Raw genomic sequence first — 19043 nt, forward strand, 5'->3', positions numbered from 1 at the left:
TGGTCTTTTCACTATGGAAAACAAGGTTGCTGCTGATAAATGTGAGCTCTCGCGAGAACAGGAAGATTTGTTCGCACTTCTTTTGGAAGAAGAAAGGAGGAGCGGGATTTGCGACAGGATCGGTCGTCGCGACTGTGGAGAGCAGGCGCCGCTTTCGTCCGCACAGGAACGCATATGGTTTATCGGCCAAATAGAAGCAGGGAGCTCCTTGTACAATATTTCTGCCGCGTTCCGAATGACAGGGGATCTGAATATTGAAGCTCTGGAATGGAGCTTGAACGAGATTATACGCCGGCATGAGAATCTAAGAACCACCTTTGTCTCGATTGAAGGACAGCCCAAGGCCCTGGTCGCCGCGGCAACTCCCTTGACGTTAAGCTTCGTGGATCAGGAAGTAGCGGCGCAAACCAGCCTGCAACAAATCCTGGATCAGTCTTGCAGGGCTGAAGCGAGTTCTCCATTTGATCTGACCAAGGGCCCCTTGCTGCGGATAAAACTTCTTCGTTTGAATCCCGATGATCATGTGCTCCTCCTGACGATGCACCACATCATCTCAGATGGCTGGTCATTGGAACTGTTTTACAAGGAAGTGGCGGCGTTGTATTCGTCCCGGATTGAAGGAGGAGAATCGCCCTTGCCTGAATTGCCCATTCAATATGGAGACTATGCCGTTTGGCAGAGACAATCGCTTCGAGGAAAGGAATTGGAAGAGGATCTGGCATATTGGAAAGGGAAATTAAAAGGTCCGTTACCGACGTTGGAAATGCCTGCAGACCGCCCGCGTCAGAATATGGATTCTCGTGCAGGCTCAGTTCGGAGGACCCGATGGCCAGAGGAGCTGACTCAACAAGTGCGCAAGCTGGCACGAGCTGAGGGAATCACACTGTTCATTCTGTTGTTGGCGGCATTTAAAGTTTTGCTGCACCGTTACACAGGGTTGGAGGATATAATAGTGGGAACTCCGGTAGCCAATCGTAATCGCAGCGAAACGGAAGGACTGATTGGTCTCTTCGTAAACACCCTTGTCCTGCGAACTGAGATTTCCGGTTCGCAGACCTTTAAGGATTTTCTGATCCAAGTTCGGAATACGATGTACGAAGCTTTGGAACACAAGGAGGCTTCCTTTGAAAAACTCGTGGAAGAGCTAAATCCTGAACGTAACCTCGCTTCGAATCCAATCTTTCAGGTGATGTTCCTGATCGAAACGAATCCTGCCAGAGAATTGAAGCTGCCCGGGTTGAAAATAGAGCCCTTGCCGATCGACGAAGGGACGGCCAAGTGTGATATCATACTTTTTATAGCAGACAGAGAAGACCGCCTTGCACCCGCAGTGGAATACAACACGAGTCTTTTTGATGCCGCGACAATGGATGCGTTGCTCGAGCACTTCCAGGTTCTTGTGGAGGGGATTATCTCTGATCCCAATCAGCGCATTTGTGACCTGCCTATTTTAACCGCAGCGGAACGTAAAAAATTGTTGGTGGAATGGAATAGCACCGGGACTGAGTATCCGAAGGATAAAACGATTTCTCAATTGTTCGCAGAACAAGCCGCTGCGCGCCCCGATGCCATCGCGATAGTATTCGAGAATAAGAAGTTGTCATACAGAGAACTGAATGAACAATCAAATCAACTGGCTCATTATCTTATCAAGACGGGTGTGCAACGTGATGATTTGGTTGGAATTTGTTTGGAGAGGTCATGCGAACTCATCGTCAGCCTGGTCGCGATTCTTAAAGCCGGCGCCGGATATGTTTCACTGGATCCCACTTATCCAAAAGAGCGGTTGTCATGGATGTTGGAAGATGCAGAGTCCCGGATCATACTAACGGACTCAAGCTTAGCCAAGGCGTTGCCAATCGCGGTAAATGGATTGGAACAGAATGGCTGTATTCCGAAGATAATTTGTTTGGATGAAGAATGGAAGGCAATCACCGGACAAAGCCTGGATTGTCCAACGCAGGATTGTGATTCTGAGAGTATTGCTTATGTCTGCTTTACTTCCGGCTCCACGGGGCGGCCAAAAGGTGTTTGCATTCCGCATCGTGGCGTTGTGCGTCTGGTAAAATGTACGAATTATGCCTCGATGACAGAAGCGGATACCTTCCTTCAGTTCGCTCCAGTTTCATTTGATGCATCCACCTTCGAAATTTGGGGCGCGCTTTTAAACGGCGCACGTCTCGTGGTGTTTCCCCCCAAATTTACGTCGTTGGCTGAGTTGGAAGAGTTTATTCAGAAGCAGCAGATCACGATTCTGTTTCTGACAGCGGGACTTTTTCACCAAATGGTTGAAGAACAGGTTGAATGTTTAAAGGGACTCAGGGTGTTGCTGTCTGGAGGGGAGGTGCTTTCCACAAGGCATGTTCAGAAAGCTCTCGATGCCTTGAGTGGCTGTCAGGTCATTGATGTATATGGTCCAACGGAGAATACGACGTTTACCAGTTGGCATGGCATTCCTCGACAACTGCCGGCTGCCAGATCGATTCCGATTGGAAGACCGATTTCCAATACCACATGCTTTATTTTAGATGACCATTTACAGCCTGTGCCAATAGGTGTTTACGGTTACCTCTACACCGGTGGGGACGGTTTAGCTTTGGGATACTTGAAAAATCCTGACCTGACTGCAGCAAGGTTTGTAAGAAATCCATTCGACGTTGAATCGCAGTCGAAACTTTACAACACAGGGGATGTGGTTCGCTATCTTCAAGACGGAAACATTGAATTCCTGGGACGGAAAGACTCGATGGTCAAAATTCGTGGGTTCAGAGTGGAGCTGGGAGAAGTTGAAGTCGCTTTGCTCGCGCATCATGCGATAAGGGAATGCGTGGCCATGGTGCATAACAACTCCTCCCTGGAAAAGCAGCTTGTTGCCTATGTGGTTCCAAGGGAAAAAGGAAAACCGACGAGCGAAGAACTTCGAATGTTCCTGAAAGACAAGCTGCCGGATTACATGCTTCCCAGTGTCTATGTTAACATGGAGAGTTTGCCGCTGACTGCGACTGGAAAGGTGAACCGCCGGGCTCTTCCTCAACTTGATGGCAGCAGGCCGGAACTCGGCAAGGATTACCTGGCACCGAGAGATCCGGTTGAGGTCCAACTGGTCAGAATATGGGAGGAGCTTCTTGGCATTCGCCCAGTTGGAGTGCAGGACAAGTTTTTTGAGCTGGGGGGGCATTCCTTATTGGCTGTGCGCCTGTTTGCAAAGATCGAAAAGACGTTTGGAAAGAGACTTGCGCTCAGACTACTTTTTGAAACTCCAACCATCGAGCAGTTAGCCAATGCCATACGTGAAAAGGAACTTTCCACGTCTCGCTCCTTATTGGTTCCAATACGAGACTCAGGTTCCAGGCCTCCGCTCTTTCTTGTCCATGGAGCAGGAGGAGGCATTCTCTGGGGTTACGCCAATCTCGGAGGCTGTTTTTCTGATGACCAGCCTGTTTATGGCATTGAGTCTCCGGGGATGAGAGGCATGCCTGAAGTTCGGAGTATTGAAGAAATGGCCAGTCGATACGTGAGCGAAATTCGCGGCCTGCAATCTGAAGGGCCGTACTTTCTTGGAGGATATTGCTTTGGTGGAAATGTCGCATTTGAGATGGCGCGCCAGCTCCGCGAAAAAGGAGAACGAGTTGCGCTATTGGCGTTGTTTGAAAGCATGCCCTTCCACAGCTCTTACGACAAAATGCCCTGGTGGCGCCCAGGTTTTTACAAAAAATTCTTCATCAATGTTTTCTACGTGGCGAAGGATTTTCTTAAGTTGCAACCTGCAGTTCGTCGCGACCTTATAAGCAGAAGGTCCCGGGTAATTGGCCGAAAGCTGGCGAATATCTTCAAGGTAAACAAGCCGGAGGAACGACAATTTGATCTCGAAGCCGTGGTTGATACCGCGCAGATCCCGGATAGCGAATTAGCCCTGTGGCGCGTTCATCTGCAAGCCATTGAAGAACATGCCATGAAGCCTTATTCGGGGAGAGTCACCCTGTTTCGTACGTGCAGGCAGCCGCTCTTCTGTTCCTTTGAGGATTCGTACGGTTGGAATGAATTTTGTTTCGGCGGGGTGGATGTAAAAATCATCCCCGGTTCTCATGAAAGCATATTCACAGAACCAAATGTGAGGCGCCTTGCAAGCGAGGTCGAAGAGTGTTTGAGGGAGGCGCACGAATCGTTTGCCCCGACGACGCTGGCCTTGACTGACTGACAATGATGGTAAGTCATGGGCTTACACTTAAAAGAGCTTCTGTTCGGAAAACCTCTTCGGACTGAGGAGGAGCAGGGCGAGCAGGTGGGGGTGGCAAGAGCGATTCCCGTGCTGGGATTGGATGCCCTTGGCTCGTCATCCTACGGGCCCGAAGCGGCCATGACCATACTCCTCCCGCTTGGAGCATTGGCTTCGGGATACATCGGCTGGATTACCGCGTGCATTGTCATTGTGCTGATTGCCGTCTTCGTTTCTTATCTGCAAACCATTCCCGCATATCCACAGGGAGGTGGTTCATTCACCGTGGCAAAGGAGAATCTCGGCGGCTTTGCGGGATTGCTGGCAGCCAGTGCCTTATCCATTGAAGCGCTTTGGCGTTCTCAGTGCATGTGAAGCCGCCGGCAATCTTTCGAGAAGTTATATTCGATTAAAGGTATTGGCCCGTGGTTTGGCAGGAGGTTTTATGTTTTTAATCCCCGCTGCGTTCGGCCGTCGAGACTTCGGCTCGGAGGAGGTCGTGGAGTGTAACCAGGCCGAGGATGTTGCCATCGATTTGATCGAGGATGACGACGAGGCCACTGTGTGATTCCATGAGGAGATGTTGCAGGTCTTTGATGGATCGAGCGGGCAGGCAGAAGATGGCGGGTTCCAATTTAGGGGAACGTTTTTCGACGAGGGCGGCCTGGGCTTCCCGGCGCGTCAGTACTCCGGCCAGCTTTCCTTTTTGAATGACAGGGAAGCGTTGATAGGGATGTTCCTGCAAAAATTGTTCGAGCTGCACGGGTTCGAGGTCGGCGACGACAACCGGTTGAAATTTGGCAATGGTGGAGACGGGTAGTTGCTGCCAGCTTTGCAGGTCGCGCGGTGGAACGATGCGGTCAATGTGAATGCCATCCTGCGCGAGAATGGCATCGTACAGACTCTCCTTGGAGAGTTTGTAGCTGACGGCCTGGCTGACCAGAGAGCCCAGCATCAGGAGCGGAACGAGTGAGAATTCATGGGTCATTTCAAAGACGATGAGAATGCCCGTTACGGGAGCGCGTACCACGGCTCCCAGGCAGGCGCTCATGCCTACCACCGCCAAAGCGACAACGTCTGAGGTGGTCAAAGGCACGATGAGATTGCAAAGTCCCGCGACAAACACGCCGCTCATGGCGCCGAAGAACAGTGTAGGGGAGAAGACGCCACCACAGCCACCGAAGCCGTAGCAACTGAAGGTCGCTATGAGCTTGGTGATCAACAGCAGGCCGGCGAGTTGCCAGGCGAGGTGGCCGCCCAAGGCATCCGACAGATCAGCGTATCCGAGACTGAACACCCCGAGGCGGTGTGTGGTCAGGAACACGGCGATGCCCAGGCACCAGGTGATAAGGGCTCCGAAAGAGGGCAGAATCCAGGCTGGAACATGGCGGAAATGTTTTCGTTTGGCGCGCAAACCGAGTGTGGTTTTTTGAAAAACCATTCCCGAAAGACCGGCGAAGGCAGCGACGAAAGGAGTAATCACATAGACAAGCCAGGAAGGAGATTCGACATTGCCAAGCGTAAAGGCAGGCTGTGGTCCCAACAAACCGTGCACCACCAGCGCGCCGATCACCGCGGCCAGGAGCACGCCACCCAACATGCGGCTATTTAAGTCCTGGATGATTTCCTCCAGCACGAACGTCACCGAAGCAAGCGGCGTGTTGAATGCCGCGGCCAAACCGGCAGCAGCTCCCGAAGCGGCGGCGGCGCGGCGGTTTTGTTTTGCTTCGCCCAAAATTCCTCCGAGTTTCGACCCAAGGCCGCCGGCGAGTTGGACACTGGGACCTTCACGCCCCAGACTGCTGCCACCGCCGATGCTGAGAATGCCCGCAATGAATTTCACCCAGACGACACGCCAGGGCACAAAGCCAAAGTCACGCCAGAAGGCCACCTTTAACTGGGGAATGCCACTGCCGGAAGCCTCCCGGCAGAATGAACTCAGGAGCCAGCCCACCATCAAAGAGGTGCTCATCAGAACCAAAAAAGTTCCAATTAAAAAGATGCTGGTTGATTGATGGGATAAGTTAACGAAGGTGGCGTCGTACAAGCGGCTCATTCCAACCTGGAAGCCGACGGTGACTACGCCAGCACCCAGACCGTAAACGCAGGTCTGAAGAGGTATTCGTGCTTTCTTTGGAAGCTTTTGGACATACGACGGTAAAGCTAAAATCGACACAATTCATTACTCGACGGAAATTGAGCCGCTTTCAATCATTATTTTTTGAAAACCCCATCATCCCTCCGGCCAGGCAATCATTACGATGACCGTAAGGTGAGATGGATGGAGACTCGGTGGCGCAGAGTTCATGTCGGGAAAACCATGCCATGAACGATGATCCGGCAGCAGAAACTATTCGGATTCTCTTCGTATTCAGCCTAAACCGTCTGCAATGCTTGCACGATGAATGGGGCAAACTCTTCATGCAGGTGAGGTGGAATACGAACCTTGAAGCGAGCCTGCTCACCTTCATAGTCGCGCTCCATCACCTGGCCAACTGCGTGCAGCCGGGCGATCACCGCGGCATTTTCGTGCGGCACGGAGAGTTCGATGAATTCGCGGATTGGCTTCAATTGCTTGCCTAATTCCGCCATCAGCTCGGGGATGCCTTCGCCGGTTTTCGCGGAAATAGCCACAGCATTGGGCACGGATTGAATGAAGTTCCGCTCACCATTCACCAGCTTATCGATCTTGTTAAAGACCATCATGGTTGGTTTTCCGGCAGCGCCGATTTCATCCAGCACGGCGTTTACCGCGGCGATTTGCTCTTCAGCCTGGGGACTGCTGCCATCGACGACATGGATCAACAAATCAGCCTGCACAACTTCTTCCAAAGTCGCTTTGAAGGCTTCGACCAGGTTGTGGGGCAGTTTGCGAATAAAACCAACCGTGTCCGTTAGCAGCACGTTTTGGTTCGTGGGCAAACGCAGGCGGCGGGTGGTGGGATCCAGGGTTGCGAACAATTTATTTTCCGCAAGCACATCCGCGCCAGTCACGGCATTGAGCAAAGTCGATTTGCCGGCATTGGTATATCCGACGATTGAGGCCAGCGGCCAAAGATTGCGCTGGCGACCATGGCGTTGGGTCGAGCGTTGACGGCGGACGACTTCCAGTTCGCGGGCGATCCGTGCGATGCGGTCTTGAACGCGACGACGGTCGGTTTCCAACTGTGTTTCACCGTCACCACGCATACCGATACCGCCTTTTTGGCGGGACAAGTGACCCCAGAAGCGGGTGAGGCGCGGAAGCAAATGCTGGAGTTGGGCGAGCTCGATCTGCAGCTTACCTTCCTTCGTGCGGGCGCGTTGGGCGAAGATATCGAGAATCAGCGAAGTGCGATCCAGGATTTTACAATTGAACACCTGTTCCAGGTTGCGACTCTGGGCAGGAGTTAACTCGTCATCGAAAATGACAGTATCCACTTCGTTGCTCACGCAGTGCCTGGCAAATTCCTGGGCCTTGCCGCTGCCAATAAATGTGGCAGCCATGGGTGCTTCCATTTTCTGGGTGCCATCACCAATGACATCAGCACCGGCGGTGGCGGCCAACTCGGTAAGTTCGTCCAAGGATTCGCGGATTTCCCACGCGTTGCGAGACTTAAGTTCTACACCGACGAGAAACACTCGTTCGGTTTTTTTTGTTGCGGTCGATATTAAAGCTTTCAATTTCCTTTAAGTGCTTACGGTGTAGCATAACATGTCTCGGCAGATAGGAAAGGGGCGATTTACTATTGTTTTTTCAACGGTTTCTTCTGATGAGCAATGACTTCCGCCTCGGTGGCCAGCGCGGGCCATACCATGTCCCTGCTTTTCCAATTTTCCAAAGGTTGAGTAGAGATCACGTGACTGGCCGAAACTATTCTACACCTGCCTTCCTGGCTGCTTCGGGGTCAATTAACTTAAGCGCTTCACGCGCGTGGTTTTTGACAGAGATATTGGAATCTTGCAGAGATTGGAGCAACGCAGGGACGGCGATGATTGCATTAGTGCCGAATTTGCCTAAACCATTGCAAGCTCCCCAGCGTGTTGCGAGATCAGGAGATTGCAGTCCTTTAATGAGCACGGGGATGACTTGATCCTGGTTGGTGCCAAGCTCGCCCAAGGCCCAGCCGGCAATGCCTCCCGAAGAGTGGTTTCGGTTGGTTACTTCAATCATGATCAGTTCCGTGGTGCCGGGCTGAGTGACATGATGACCTGCCATTCCCCAGATGATACAAGATTTAACCCAGGAGTTGGCTGAAGCATTGGTGTCGGCGAGTTTGTCGTACAGAACGGTCCATCCCTCCGGGCCAATGGCCGCCAGAGCGATGGTGGCTTCCTTGGAAAATTGTGAGTTCGTGAGAATGCTGGACAATGCCGGAACGGCTGGTTTCGCGAGTGGACCCAGAACGTCGAAGGCCAGTGCAGCCTGGCGTGGGTAGTGATTGGTGGACAGGGGAATTTTTATCCAGGATTGCTTCTTGCGCAGAAAATCAAGGGCTTTGGTTTTCAATGGGGATTCGTGCCTGGTCATGCGCTTAATAAGAAAAGGGAGGCTGTTGGTGCCGATCTCACGAATGGCTTGGGCAGCTTGTGCCTGACTTGATGATTGCCTGGGGCGCCATACGGACCATTCAATTCCGCGATCGGTATCGCCATCATCCAGTTGCTTCAGCCAGGCACTTAAGGAACGGCCTTGGAATTCAGGTTCACGAGAACGTGAAAAGCAGACCCAAACGGTGATAACAACGAGAGTCACGGCTATGAACACAGCAATTTGACGGCTCTTCCTCATGGCAACGATTTGATTCTCCAATGCCATGAACCCAATTCAAGATTTAAATCAGAGGAGTAGTCGATGATCGGTTGGTGTGAAGCCATCGGTTTCTCAATCAAATGACAAATCAGGTATTACAAACAAATCGGCTCTTTAGAATGAGAGAATGCTTGAGCCTGGACGACCTTTTATTCAGTGCAGTTTCAAACGAAGCGGTTTTACATGAACGACACCTGAATTTGCAAAGTGTGATTCGAAAATGCATCAAGGTTTTGTTCTGGATCGCGGGCATGACGGGGTGGTTCTCCTGCTAGCTGGATTGCCGGTGAGCCAGAGCCCTCATTTTGGACGGGAACAAAATATAAGAGCAAGGCTCAATATGAGGTTCAGACCTTTCGATGTATCAAGTGTGGTTTCCTGGAGTCTTACGCGCCGAATGAATGAATCGTCTGCTTGGAAAACAGCTGCGAAGAAAGGAATTATATGTGGGAAATTTTAGCCGTTATCATTGTGCTTGGATTTATTTTCAAAATAGGTTTTGAGATTGCCAAGGCCAACAAAGCCTTGTCCGAGAAGAATCGTCAAAACTCAGAACAATCCAGGGAGGAAGCTGCGATTGTGACTCCGGTCATCATGAACACCTGCCTTGACTCTCATTGCCATCAACATCATGGAAATGTAGATCATTCCTCCCATCACCATTCCCATGGCGTGGACAGTGGCGGACATCATCACAGTTCTGGCGATTTCGGTGGGCATCATTGCGGGAGCTTCGATGGCGGGTGCCATTCTGGTGGGCATCATTGAGTTGGTTTTCTCGACAAGAAAGCCCGGCTTGCGCCGGGCTAGAGGTAGGATGTATCGCCCGTAGATGAACGATACAATTGCAAAGTAACTGATTTTTAATTTCTGCGGTATCGGTATTTGTCTGACAAGCAACCGCAGATGCTTTCCTACTTTGTTTCCTGTCGGGCGACTGGGCATGTTGGCCGCAGATTTTGCTGGCTCTGACTGCCATCACGACAGTGGCAGACTTTGCTGGAGCTGTGCAGCAAGCTCTTTAACCGTATTCGTGGTGGTGACAGAAATCCACTTTGCCTGCGCCTGACGCCTAAACCATGTCATTTGCCTTTTGGCGAACTGGCGGGTTCTGATTTTGACGAGCTCAATGGTTTCGGGCAGGGAATGTTCGCCGCGCAGGTGTTCGACCACCTGGCGATAGCCGATGGCTTGCATGGCATTTTTGTTTTCCGCCAAACCGTGGCTCATCAAGTTTTTCACCTCGGCCACGAGGCCACGTTGGAACATTTGATCCACCCGCACATTAATACGCGAATGCAGGTCCTGGTTTTCCCGGCTCAAAGCAAAGAAAGGCGGCGCCTGGGAATGGGGTGTAGTGGGAGGCGCCCAAGCGGCGCGTTGGGCAGAGAATGGCTTTCCAGTGAGGCGAATTACTTCGACGGCCCGGATCACGCGGCGAGGGTTTTGGCAGTCAATTTTGTCATAGGTCACCGGGTCCAGGCCGGCCAATTCCTTTAGCAGTTCCGGCAACGGAGTTTTCTCCAACTCCGCTCTTAAAGCGTCGTCAGCAGGAGGCGCCTCGCCAAGTCCTTCGAGATAAGCTTTGAAGTAAAGTCCTGTACCTCCACAGAAAATGGGAATTTGGCCGCGGCCTTGTATGTCAGTAACGGCAGCCTGGGCCAGTCGAATGAATTGTGCGGCATCAAAAGGCGCCGTTAAATCGACCACGTCGATGAGATGGTGGGGGACGCGTTGACGTTCTTCCGGCGAGGGTTTGGCGGTGCCGATGTCCAGACCGCGATAGACCTGCATGGAATCGACGGAGATGATTTCTCCATTAAGCCGTTCAGCCAAATGGAGGGCGAGTTCGGATTTGCCGACTGCGGTGGGCCCGGCAATCAGAATCGGGCCAGGAGAGTTAGCCATCTTCGAGCCTATGCGAGATTAACTCTGCTTGATTTGGGGGCGTGGCAGCAAAAATAGCAGCGCGAGTCCACCAGTGATGATGGCGATGCTGACCAGTTGTGCGGGAGTAGCCCAACCGCCCAGGTAATGAATCGGATAATCGCCCCGAAAATATTCCACGAAGGATCGAAGCAGAGCGTAAGCAATCAGATAGAGGGCGAAGATCTGGCCATCGAACTTTTTGCGGCGATAAAGCCAGGCTAGGGCAAGATAGAGGCCGAGGTTCAAGAGCGAATCATAAATCTGCGTGGGATGAACGGGTATTCCTCTGGTTGCATGGTCACCAGGATAGGTTATTGCCCAGGGTAGATGACATTCACGTCCGTAGCAGCAACCGTTCATCAGGCAACCAATGCGTCCAAAAACATAGCCCAACGCGATGCTGGGAGCGACCGCATCAGCCATTTTCCAAACCGAAAGCTTTTTGAGTCGTACGTAAGTGAAGCTTGCAATCGTCGCCCCGATCAGGCCGCCATAGAAAACCAAGCCACCATGCTGGATCATGAAGATTTCGGTGAAGGGCTTGTTGGCAAATTCCTCGCGCCAATAGGAGATGACATAAAGGGTGCGCGCACCAAGAATGGAGCCAAGGATCAGCCAGGGACCGAGGTCATAAATATTCTCAGCGGAAATACCGTCGCGCCTGCCCCGGCGGGCGGCAGTCCATAATCCGGAGAGAAAACCCAGGGCAACCAGAACACCGTACCAGTGAACCGTGAGCGGGCCTAATTTGAAAGCGATGCTATGCACTATGGCTCAAGGTAATGAGCTTCGGAAGGTGTGACAAGGGGGTAAAAGCATTAAAACTTTGAACCGGCGCCGCATCATTCAATGACCATTTTTACCGGGAATCAGAGGAAACCAGCGGCAGCGGAGGAGGGGTTGCTTTACGCACAGTCCGGGGCAACGACGGTATCCCTGGTAACGGAGGTGTGCCCAAGCCCGGCGGCAGTGGGGGCATGGCGGGAAGACGACTGACCAGATTTCGCCACGATTCCCGCTCGGAAGGGGTCATCTTTTCCCAGCGCTCCGCATTTTTTAAGAAGTCCTGGCGCTCCTCATTAGACATGCTGGCAAACTTGTTGAAGGCGTGGATACATTTTTCACGTCTATCCTTCGGCAGGAGAGCGAAGGATTTGAGCGTTTTTTCCATTTGCCGGCGTTCCGGCTCAGGCAAGGTTTGGAGAGCCTTTTGCTTTTCATTCTCCGTGAGTTCGAAGAATTGTTGGAACTGGGCGGACATCATGTTCCGTTGCTCCTGGGGCAGGGCTTCCCAGTTTTTTACTTTCTGCAGCAATACGTCACGCTGAGCCTGGGGCAGGCCGTTGATTGAGTTGGTCCCCAGTTGTGAGTCGTTACCTGTGAAATGTATCGCGTTCTCATATTCCAAAAGGTCCTTCTGCTGAGCGGGAGAGAGTTCGTCCCAGAGTTGGATGCGGTATTCCACGAACTGCCGGTCAGCAGCGTCGGGGATCAATGAGATTTGGGCCGTCCGATTGACAGCTGGAGATTGCATGAGACGCAGCACATACCAGCGCAACTGGGTGGCGCGGAGACGCAATTCACGTTCGTCCGGCTTCATCGACTGATATTCGTGAAGCTTTTCTTCAAGGCGTTTGCGAATTTCCAGCGGCCGCAAGGCGAGGTATTTTTCCCGCTCGGGAGTACTCATGGTGAGAAGCTGCCGGAAAAGATCGATCGGAGATTTTATGGTGACGGGCGGAGGTTGAGGCACCAGAACGGCGGGTGAAGCAGGTTTGGCAGCTTCCGGTGGACTCTGGGAATCAGCGAGCAGGAGGGAGCCGGGCAATGAGCCAACACCCAATCCTGCCATCAGCCACAGAGTACAACGAAGCGGTGAGATCATTTTAGTAAAGCGATAAGTTCGACATCGGCCTTGGGCTGAGGATCGCTCAACCTGCGGATGGCGTCGAAGTTTTCCATCAACTCCGGATTGGAGGCGGAAACGAACTCGGAAACGGCGGCCACATTTTGAGCCATGGTTTCACGAGTGTGGGTCTGATGTTGCTGATACGTAAAAACTCCGATGCCAAGTACGAAGGCGGCGGCGGCAGTTTGGGGAGCCCATTTGAAAATCGGCCAGCCAAAACGCCGATTCTTTTCCCGGGCACGAGCCGCGGTGGCCTTTTCCAGTTCAACCGCTTGCAGGACGCGGGCGGTAAAGTTGGAGGAGATGGGAACATTGGGTAATTCCTCCAAAGCCCGGGTAAGGCCGCTCTCCAACAACCATGCTTTGCCGGCTTCAGGATGAGCTTCGAGGTATGCGCGCAATCGCGTCTGCTCGGATTCAGTCAACGCGCGCTGCCAGCTTATCTCAAGGAGTTGTTGGAAAACCGGGTCGTTCATAAGATCATTCTGATTAAATAAAACCGGAGCCGAAACAAAGTTGCTTTCAATTTGGTTCTTTACGCCACTCGCCTGTTTGGAGATAGGGCTTGAGCTTTTGCTTGAGCGTCTCACGGCCCCGGTGAATTAGAGATTTGGTGGCCGAAAGAGAGCAGCCAATTACTTTCGCGATTTCCTCATAACTCATATCCTCCTGACGGCAAAGGAGAATTGCAGTACGTTGATTTTCAGGCAGTTCCTTCAAAGCTTGTTCGACTTCATGCTCAAGTTCGTGCTGCAACAGTGTGTCGGGAGCCGAATAGACCTTCACATCTTCAAATTGACGGGAGGGCAGGTCTTCATTGTCGGAATTAGTGAAGTTGGCTTCGAGCGAATCAGCCGGATGACGGGATCGGCGCCGGATTTCGTTCAAGCAAAGATTGCGAGCAATGGTGAAAAGCCAGGTGCTGAATTTGGCGGATACTTCGTAGCGATGAGCCGACTTATATACTTGAATGAAAACATTTTGTGCCAAATCCTCAGCTTCCGTGGCATCGCGCAATATTCGGAACACAACGTTAATGACCGGCTGCTTGTACTTTTCGACCAATTCAGCAAATGCATCTGAATCTCCGCGCTTTACGCGGAGCATCAGTGCGACATCAGGATCTGAATTCGCTGGCATTAATGCTTTAGCTATCGAGTTTACCTAACACCGGCTGGGTGACAAGGTTGTGCACGATTTGGATAATCGCTGAGCTCTTGCGTTCAAAGACAATTCCCACCAAAGTGTTTAGCGGATGCCGACGTTGCTCGAAAAATTGGAAACCAGTGGTGCCAATCGGCTGGTTTTACCGGCAGGTCATCTGCCGATGCAGGAATTGGCCCGCTATAAGACTTTTCTCAAAGTCGAAACCCACCGTCTTAAGATAGTCCATCGTGGCGGAGGTGGCGGGCGGGAAGTATGCTACGCGCGTGCCACCCTGATGGATATTCTGCTGCGCTACATGTGGGATGCGGTAATGAACAGCCTGTCCCCGGAGTCGCAAAAAGGGGTTCCTTCCATTGCGTTGGTGGCGATTGGGGGATATGGGAGGGCGGAACTGAACCCATTTAGTGACATCGATTTCATGTTTTTGCATGAGGGTCAGGTAGTGGCTGGGAACAAGCCATTGCCCTACCTTTCAAAACTCATGGACGGTATTTTGTATCCCCTTTGGGATCTCGGCCTGAAGGTGGGATATTCGGTGCGTTCGGTGGATGATGCGGTCAATGCCGCTCAGGATGACATGCTATCCAAGACCTCGCTGATTGAGGCGCGCCTGGTGACAGGAAATGAAGCGCTTTTCAAAAAGTTACAAAAGGCGGTGCTGGCCAGGTGCGTGGAGGGTTACGAAACCAAATACATTGCGGCCCGGTTGCAGGACCAGGCGGCGCGGCATAACAAATTCGGCAACTCACCTTCCATGCAGGAGCCGAATGTGAAAAACGGCTGTGGCGGTTTGCGCGATTACCAGAACCTCATCTGGATGACATATTTCAAATATCGCACCCGGTCGTTGAAGGAATTGGTGGCCAAGGAACTCATCAGCGAAACTGAGCAGAAGCAATTGGATAATGCCTATGATTATTTATTGCGGGTTCGGAACGAGATGCATTATCACGCGGGGCGGGCGGCGGATGTTTTAAGCAAAAACCTGCAGCCTGCAGTTGCCCATAACATGGGTTACACAGACCGTTCACCGAGTCTCCGGCTGGAGAAATTCATGCGCGAAGTTTACACGCATGCGCGGAACATTTACCTGCTGAATCGCACGCTGGAACAGCGCATGGCTTTGCTGCCACCGCCACCCACACGGTTGCAGTTTTTAAAAGGATTTATTGGGCGCGGCAAGGCGAAGGAAACAGAACAGCCAGCGGTCGATGGTTTCAAGTTCATCGATGGCTATATTCACGCGGCGAACCCACGCGTTTTTCGCGACCAGCCACGCCGGTTGATGCGTGTGTTTCTGCATGCACAGCAGCGTGGCTTGCGATTGCACCCGGATCTGGCACAACTCATTCGCAGCCAGTTGGCGCTCGCGGACCGGGCATTTTTGTACGATGAACATGTGCGGGAAACGTTTCTCACCATTTTAAACCAGCGTGGAAATGTGGCGCCCGCATTGCGTGCGATGCATGAAGTGGGATTGCTTGGGAAATATATTCCCGAATTCGGCAAGCTTACCTGCCTGGTGCAGCACGAGTTTTACCATCAATATACCGCCGATGAGCATACGTTGATGTGCCTGCAACAACTCGATCGTGTTTGGGAGGCCAAGGAAGAGCCCTACAGCCGGTATGCGGAACTGTTTCAAAAGCTGGACCGGCCTTTTTTACTTTACCTGGCGCTCATTCTGCATGATGTGGGCAAGGCGGATGGCCATGGCAAGCACGCGGATGTCAGCAGCCAGCTGGCGGAGCGCGTGGCCAGGAGATTGGGGTTGGATGGTTCGGCGACCCATAATCTGCGCCTGGTTATTGAGCATCATTTGCTTATGGCGAACATCTCGCAGCGGCGGGATCTCGACGATCCGGCCGTGATCCGCAGCTTCGTCAACGAAATTCAAAATGCGGAGGCGCTGATGATGCTGACGGTGCATACTTTTGTGGACTCGGTCGCCACCAGCGACAAGTTGTGGAATGATTTTAAGGATACACTGCTCTGGTCTCTCTATTCCCGCACCCTGCCTTCGCTTACAGGCGGGACGGAATTTATCCGCGCGGAGGAGGTTCAGCGTGAGCTGCTGGCCGAAGAGATTGTGCGCGCCTTGCCTGGGAGGATCAGTGAAGAGGAGCTTCATGCCCATTTCGGAACATTGCCGAGCCGGTATTTTCAAATCCATTCGTCTCCGGAAATCATGCGTGATTTATCGCTCACGCATCGCTTCATGCACCTGCAGATTTCCGAGCATGAGAATGCCCTGCAGCCGGTGGTGGATTGGCACAACGAGCCGGACCGGGGATATACGGTGGCCAAGATATGCACCTGGGACCGGGCCGGATTGTTCAGCAACATTGCCGGCTCGTTCAGTGCGGCAGGATTAAACATTTTAACCGCCCAGGTTTTCACGCGTTCCGATGCCATCGTGCTCGACACGTTTTATGTGACGGATGCCAGGACCGGCGCCCTGGCCAACCGGGAAGAAAAGGAAAAGCTCGAAGAGTTGCTGAACAAGGTTCTAACTGGGGACGAGGTGAACTTTCGGGCCTTGATCGCGAAACAAAGGGTGAACCGGCCCCTGTATCAATCCTACGAAGGCGATCAGATGCCGACCCAGCTTCATTTCGATAATGAAACTTCGGAGAGCCGGACGGCGATTGAAGTGGAGACGGAGGACAGGATTGGGTTGTTGTATGCGATCTCGGAAGCGCTGGCGGAACTCGAACTGAATATTTCCGCGGCAAAAATCGTGACCGAAAAGGGCGCGGCGATCGATACCTTTTATGTGAACGAGCTGGATGGCAGCAAAATTCTGGATCCCGGACGGCAAAGCTTTGTTGAGCGCAAGATCCGTGATTCCATCAACAAACTTTAGATGGCAGGCCGGATCATTTTCCAGAATGGAGAATAATCATTCGGAAATTTCTTTCGATATTTCGATATCCAGTGACGAAACTAATTATTTCCGAGCAGCGCCTTTTTGCGTTCATCGGACAGCGTAGAGCCTTGCAGTGCAGCGGTTGCGATATCGGGATCGGCTTCCAACCAGGGGCGGAAGACGTTTTCCAAGCTGTTCATGCGGATTTCCTGGTCCTGGATTTTGCCTGCCCATTTGAAGGCGGACGCGGGATCTGATTGGATCAGGTGATTAACGTACGTGTTGACGGCGGAATCGCGGCTGCGGCCCGGAGGGAGGTTTTCCACCCATTTGCTGGCGGCGGTCGAGTCTTGTTCGACCCATGGGCCCAACAGGTTTTGAACTGCATTGTTCCGCAAATCTCCTTCAGGAAAATTCGCCACCCAGGCGGCTGCGGCCCCGGGATCCGTCTGAGCCCATTGTGGAATAACGGAGAGTGCCGCATTGTTCTGGGCTTCTCCCGGTGCCATACTGGCCACAAACGAAGCCGCATCCTGGGGCGAATTTTGTGCCATGCCGGAAGTAAGACTGGCCAAAGCCTGATCGCGCGCTGGTCCTTGCGGGAGTTGACTGGCCCAATCCACGGCGGCCTTCGGATCATTTTGAGCCCAGGTGTTGGCTATATTGGCCAGCAGGCTGTTTTGCCCCTGCCCCGGTGGTAACGTCTGCGCGAAAGCGGCTGCAGCTTTTGGATCGTTCTGGGCCCACTGATAACTCATATTATTCAGTGCATTCTGTTTCGCGCTTCCTTCGGGTAATTGCTTTACCCAATCCAGAGCCGAGGAAAGATCATTTTGCGCCCATGAAGAGGCGACCTGGGCAATCATCTCGTTGCGCATCTGACCGGCCGGGAGCGAGTTGGCAAGTTCAACGGCGCTTTTTGGGTCAGACTCTGCCATCTGAACCGAGATATTCCGTAAGGCATCCCGACGTGCGGGGCTGTCGGGCAGACTGTTAACCCAATCCTTTGCGCCTTGCAGGTCCGATTGAGCCCACTGGCTTACCACCTGGTTGATGGCTTGATTCTGCCACTGGCCGGGGGGCAGTTTCAGGGCAATGGAAGCTGCGGTTTGCGGGTCTGCATTGGAAAGATTTGCCGCGATGTTTTGCAAGACCTGACTGCGAGCCTGGCCGGTGGGAAGACTTTCGGCCCATTTTAGTGCCTTCTCGGGATCTTCCTGCGCGAGTTGGCTGGCGATGGTGCCCAAAAGATTGTTTTTGGCATTTCCCGGCGGGAGGTTTTGAGCATATGTCATCGCGGCGTCCGGATCTTCCTGAGCCCACTGGGAACCGAGATTGTTCAAAGTGTTTTGGCGAAGCTTCGCATCTGGCAACTGCTGGACCCAGGCGAGCGCCGCAGGCAGATCATTGCCAGCCCATCCGGAGGCCAGCGCGGTGATTGCTTCGGCTCGTATTTGACCATTCGGGAGGTTCATGACTTCGGAGACGGCGTTCTTTGGGTCGGAAGCACTCCACTGGGCGATGATATTGCGCAGGACACTACTCTTTTCACGGCCGTCCGGCAGACCTTTGGCCCAAGCCAGGGCGGCCGTGGGATCCTTTTCAGCCCATTGAGAGGCAATGGTCTCATACGCCTGAACCCGTTGGGAACCTGCTGGGAGTTGGGCGGCATGGGCGGCAGCATCAGCTGGATCGTTGGCTGCCCATTCCGAGAAGATCGAAGAGGCGAGATTCAAGCGGTCGCCAGAGCCCGGAGGCATGTTTTGCATAAAAGCGAGGGCGGCTTGGGGATTTTTTTCAGCCAGTGATCCAATGACATTTTGAACTGCTTCATTGCGGAGCGGGCCGGGTGGCAGTTGTTTTACCCATGCTGCGGCACTCTCAGGGTCGCTTTTGGCCCATACGCCAATGACGGTTTGGATGGCTGAGCGGCGAAAAACTGTGCCTGGAACAGCATCAGCGAAGGCCATGGCAGCCTTGAGATCCGTTTCTGCCCAACGAGCGAGGAGCAACTGCCGCAATTCTCCTCTGAGAGTGACTGGAGCGCTCTTCTCGACGAGAGCCGCCGCCGCAGGAATATCAGCAGAATCGAGGGACTGGATGAGTTCGGTCATTGCCTCGTAGCGATGCATGCCATTCTTTTTTAAGATGGCTTGAATGG

The 19043-nt window shown here is 52.8% G+C and carries 13 protein-coding genes; 3 read left to right on the forward strand and 10 right to left on the reverse strand.

Annotated features, from left to right (window positions below):
- Positions 1 to 13 precede the first annotated feature (13 nt).
- On the forward strand, positions 14 to 4198 hold the full coding sequence (locus CFLAV_RS25910) for a non-ribosomal peptide synthetase (RefSeq protein WP_007417844.1): 4185 nt from the start codon (positions 14 to 16) through the stop codon (positions 4196 to 4198).
- Positions 4199 to 4213: 15 nt separating this feature from the next.
- Complete coding sequence (locus CFLAV_RS25915; RefSeq protein ID WP_007417845.1) at positions 4214 to 4591, forward strand: APC family permease; 378 nt, start codon at positions 4214 to 4216, stop codon at positions 4589 to 4591.
- 76 nt (positions 4592 to 4667) lie between these two features.
- On the opposite strand, the gene CFLAV_RS25920 is transcribed toward CFLAV_RS25915, so the two are convergent.
- From CFLAV_RS25920 to CFLAV_RS25960, 9 genes are all read right to left on the reverse strand, one after another.
- Positions 4668 to 6392 carry a chloride channel protein gene (locus tag CFLAV_RS25920; RefSeq protein ID WP_040550234.1) on the reverse strand — a complete coding sequence of 575 codons (1725 nt, stop codon included), beginning with the start codon at positions 6390 to 6392 and terminating at the stop codon, positions 4668 to 4670.
- A 200-nt stretch (positions 6393 to 6592) separates the two neighbouring features.
- Positions 6593 to 7879: a GTPase HflX gene (gene hflX / locus CFLAV_RS25925; protein ID WP_150107598.1), complete on the reverse strand. Its 1287-nt coding sequence runs from the start codon at positions 7877 to 7879 to the stop codon at positions 6593 to 6595.
- 190 nt (positions 7880 to 8069) lie between these two features.
- Complete coding sequence (locus CFLAV_RS25930; RefSeq protein ID WP_160164662.1) at positions 8070 to 8987, reverse strand: HEAT repeat domain-containing protein; 918 nt, start codon at positions 8985 to 8987, stop codon at positions 8070 to 8072.
- Positions 8988 to 9557: 570 nt separating this feature from the next.
- Positions 9558 to 9953, reverse strand: coding sequence for a hypothetical protein (locus CFLAV_RS25935; protein ID WP_007417849.1), 396 nt, complete (start codon positions 9951 to 9953; stop codon positions 9558 to 9560).
- Positions 9954 to 9986: 33 nt separating this feature from the next.
- A complete protein-coding gene (gene miaA, locus CFLAV_RS25940) occupies positions 9987 to 10916 on the reverse strand; it encodes a tRNA (adenosine(37)-N6)-dimethylallyltransferase MiaA (RefSeq protein ID WP_007417850.1) in 930 nt (309 codons plus the stop codon).
- Positions 10917 to 10934: 18 nt separating this feature from the next.
- Positions 10935 to 11705 (reverse strand): prolipoprotein diacylglyceryl transferase, encoded by a 771-nt coding sequence (lgt, locus tag CFLAV_RS25945; RefSeq protein WP_007417851.1) that lies wholly within the window; start codon positions 11703 to 11705, stop codon positions 10935 to 10937.
- Between the two features lie 91 nt (positions 11706 to 11796).
- A complete protein-coding gene (locus CFLAV_RS25950; protein ID WP_007417852.1) occupies positions 11797 to 12822 on the reverse strand; it encodes a DUF3106 domain-containing protein in 1026 nt (341 codons plus the stop codon).
- On the reverse strand, positions 12819 to 13322 hold the full coding sequence (locus CFLAV_RS25955) for a hypothetical protein (protein WP_007417853.1): 504 nt from the start codon (positions 13320 to 13322) through the stop codon (positions 12819 to 12821). The genes CFLAV_RS25950 and CFLAV_RS25955 overlap by 4 nt, the downstream gene beginning before the upstream one ends.
- A gap of 46 nt (positions 13323 to 13368) precedes the next feature.
- The gene (locus CFLAV_RS25960) at positions 13369 to 13986 is read right to left on the reverse strand and encodes an RNA polymerase sigma factor (RefSeq protein ID WP_007417854.1); all 618 of its coding nucleotides are present in this window, start codon (positions 13984 to 13986) and stop codon (positions 13369 to 13371) included.
- Positions 13987 to 14101: 115 nt separating this feature from the next.
- Between CFLAV_RS25960 and glnD the strand changes: the two genes are divergently transcribed.
- Complete coding sequence (gene glnD, locus CFLAV_RS25965) at positions 14102 to 16879, forward strand: [protein-PII] uridylyltransferase (RefSeq protein WP_007417855.1); 2778 nt, start codon at positions 14102 to 14104, stop codon at positions 16877 to 16879.
- 80 nt (positions 16880 to 16959) lie between these two features.
- Here the strand turns inward: glnD and CFLAV_RS25970 are convergent.
- A partial coding sequence (locus tag CFLAV_RS25970; protein WP_007417856.1) for a hypothetical protein occupies positions 16960 to 19043 on the reverse strand: 2084 nt, incomplete at its 5' end.

This window comes from Pedosphaera parvula Ellin514, from assembly GCF_000172555.1.
Classification (GTDB): domain Bacteria; phylum Verrucomicrobiota; class Verrucomicrobiia; order Limisphaerales; family Pedosphaeraceae; genus Pedosphaera.

Bases quoted from the DNA above. Each gene is read 5' to 3' on its own strand.
- CFLAV_RS25935 (WP_007417849.1), bottom strand. From the start codon at position 9,953: ATGCCCAGTCGCCCGACAGGAAACAAAGTAGGAAAGCATCTGCGGTTG.
- miaA (WP_007417850.1), bottom strand. From the start codon at position 10,916: ATGGCTAACTCTCCTGGCCCGATTCTGATTGCCGGGCCCACCGCAGTC.
- glnD (WP_007417855.1), top strand. From the start codon at position 14,102: ATGCCGACGTTGCTCGAAAAATTGGAAACCAGTGGTGCCAATCGGCTG.
- CFLAV_RS25915 (WP_007417845.1), top strand. From the start codon at position 4,214: ATGGGCTTACACTTAAAAGAGCTTCTGTTCGGAAAACCTCTTCGGACT.
- CFLAV_RS25930 (WP_160164662.1), bottom strand. From the start codon at position 8,987: ATGAGGAAGAGCCGTCAAATTGCTGTGTTCATAGCCGTGACTCTCGTT.
- CFLAV_RS25955 (WP_007417853.1), bottom strand. From the start codon at position 13,322: ATGAACGACCCGGTTTTCCAACAACTCCTTGAGATAAGCTGGCAGCGC.
- CFLAV_RS25960 (WP_007417854.1), bottom strand. From the start codon at position 13,986: ATGCCAGCGAATTCAGATCCTGATGTCGCACTGATGCTCCGCGTAAAG.
- CFLAV_RS25910 (WP_007417844.1), top strand. From the start codon at position 14: ATGGAAAACAAGGTTGCTGCTGATAAATGTGAGCTCTCGCGAGAACAG.
- CFLAV_RS25950 (WP_007417852.1), bottom strand. From the start codon at position 12,822: ATGATCTCACCGCTTCGTTGTACTCTGTGGCTGATGGCAGGATTGGGT.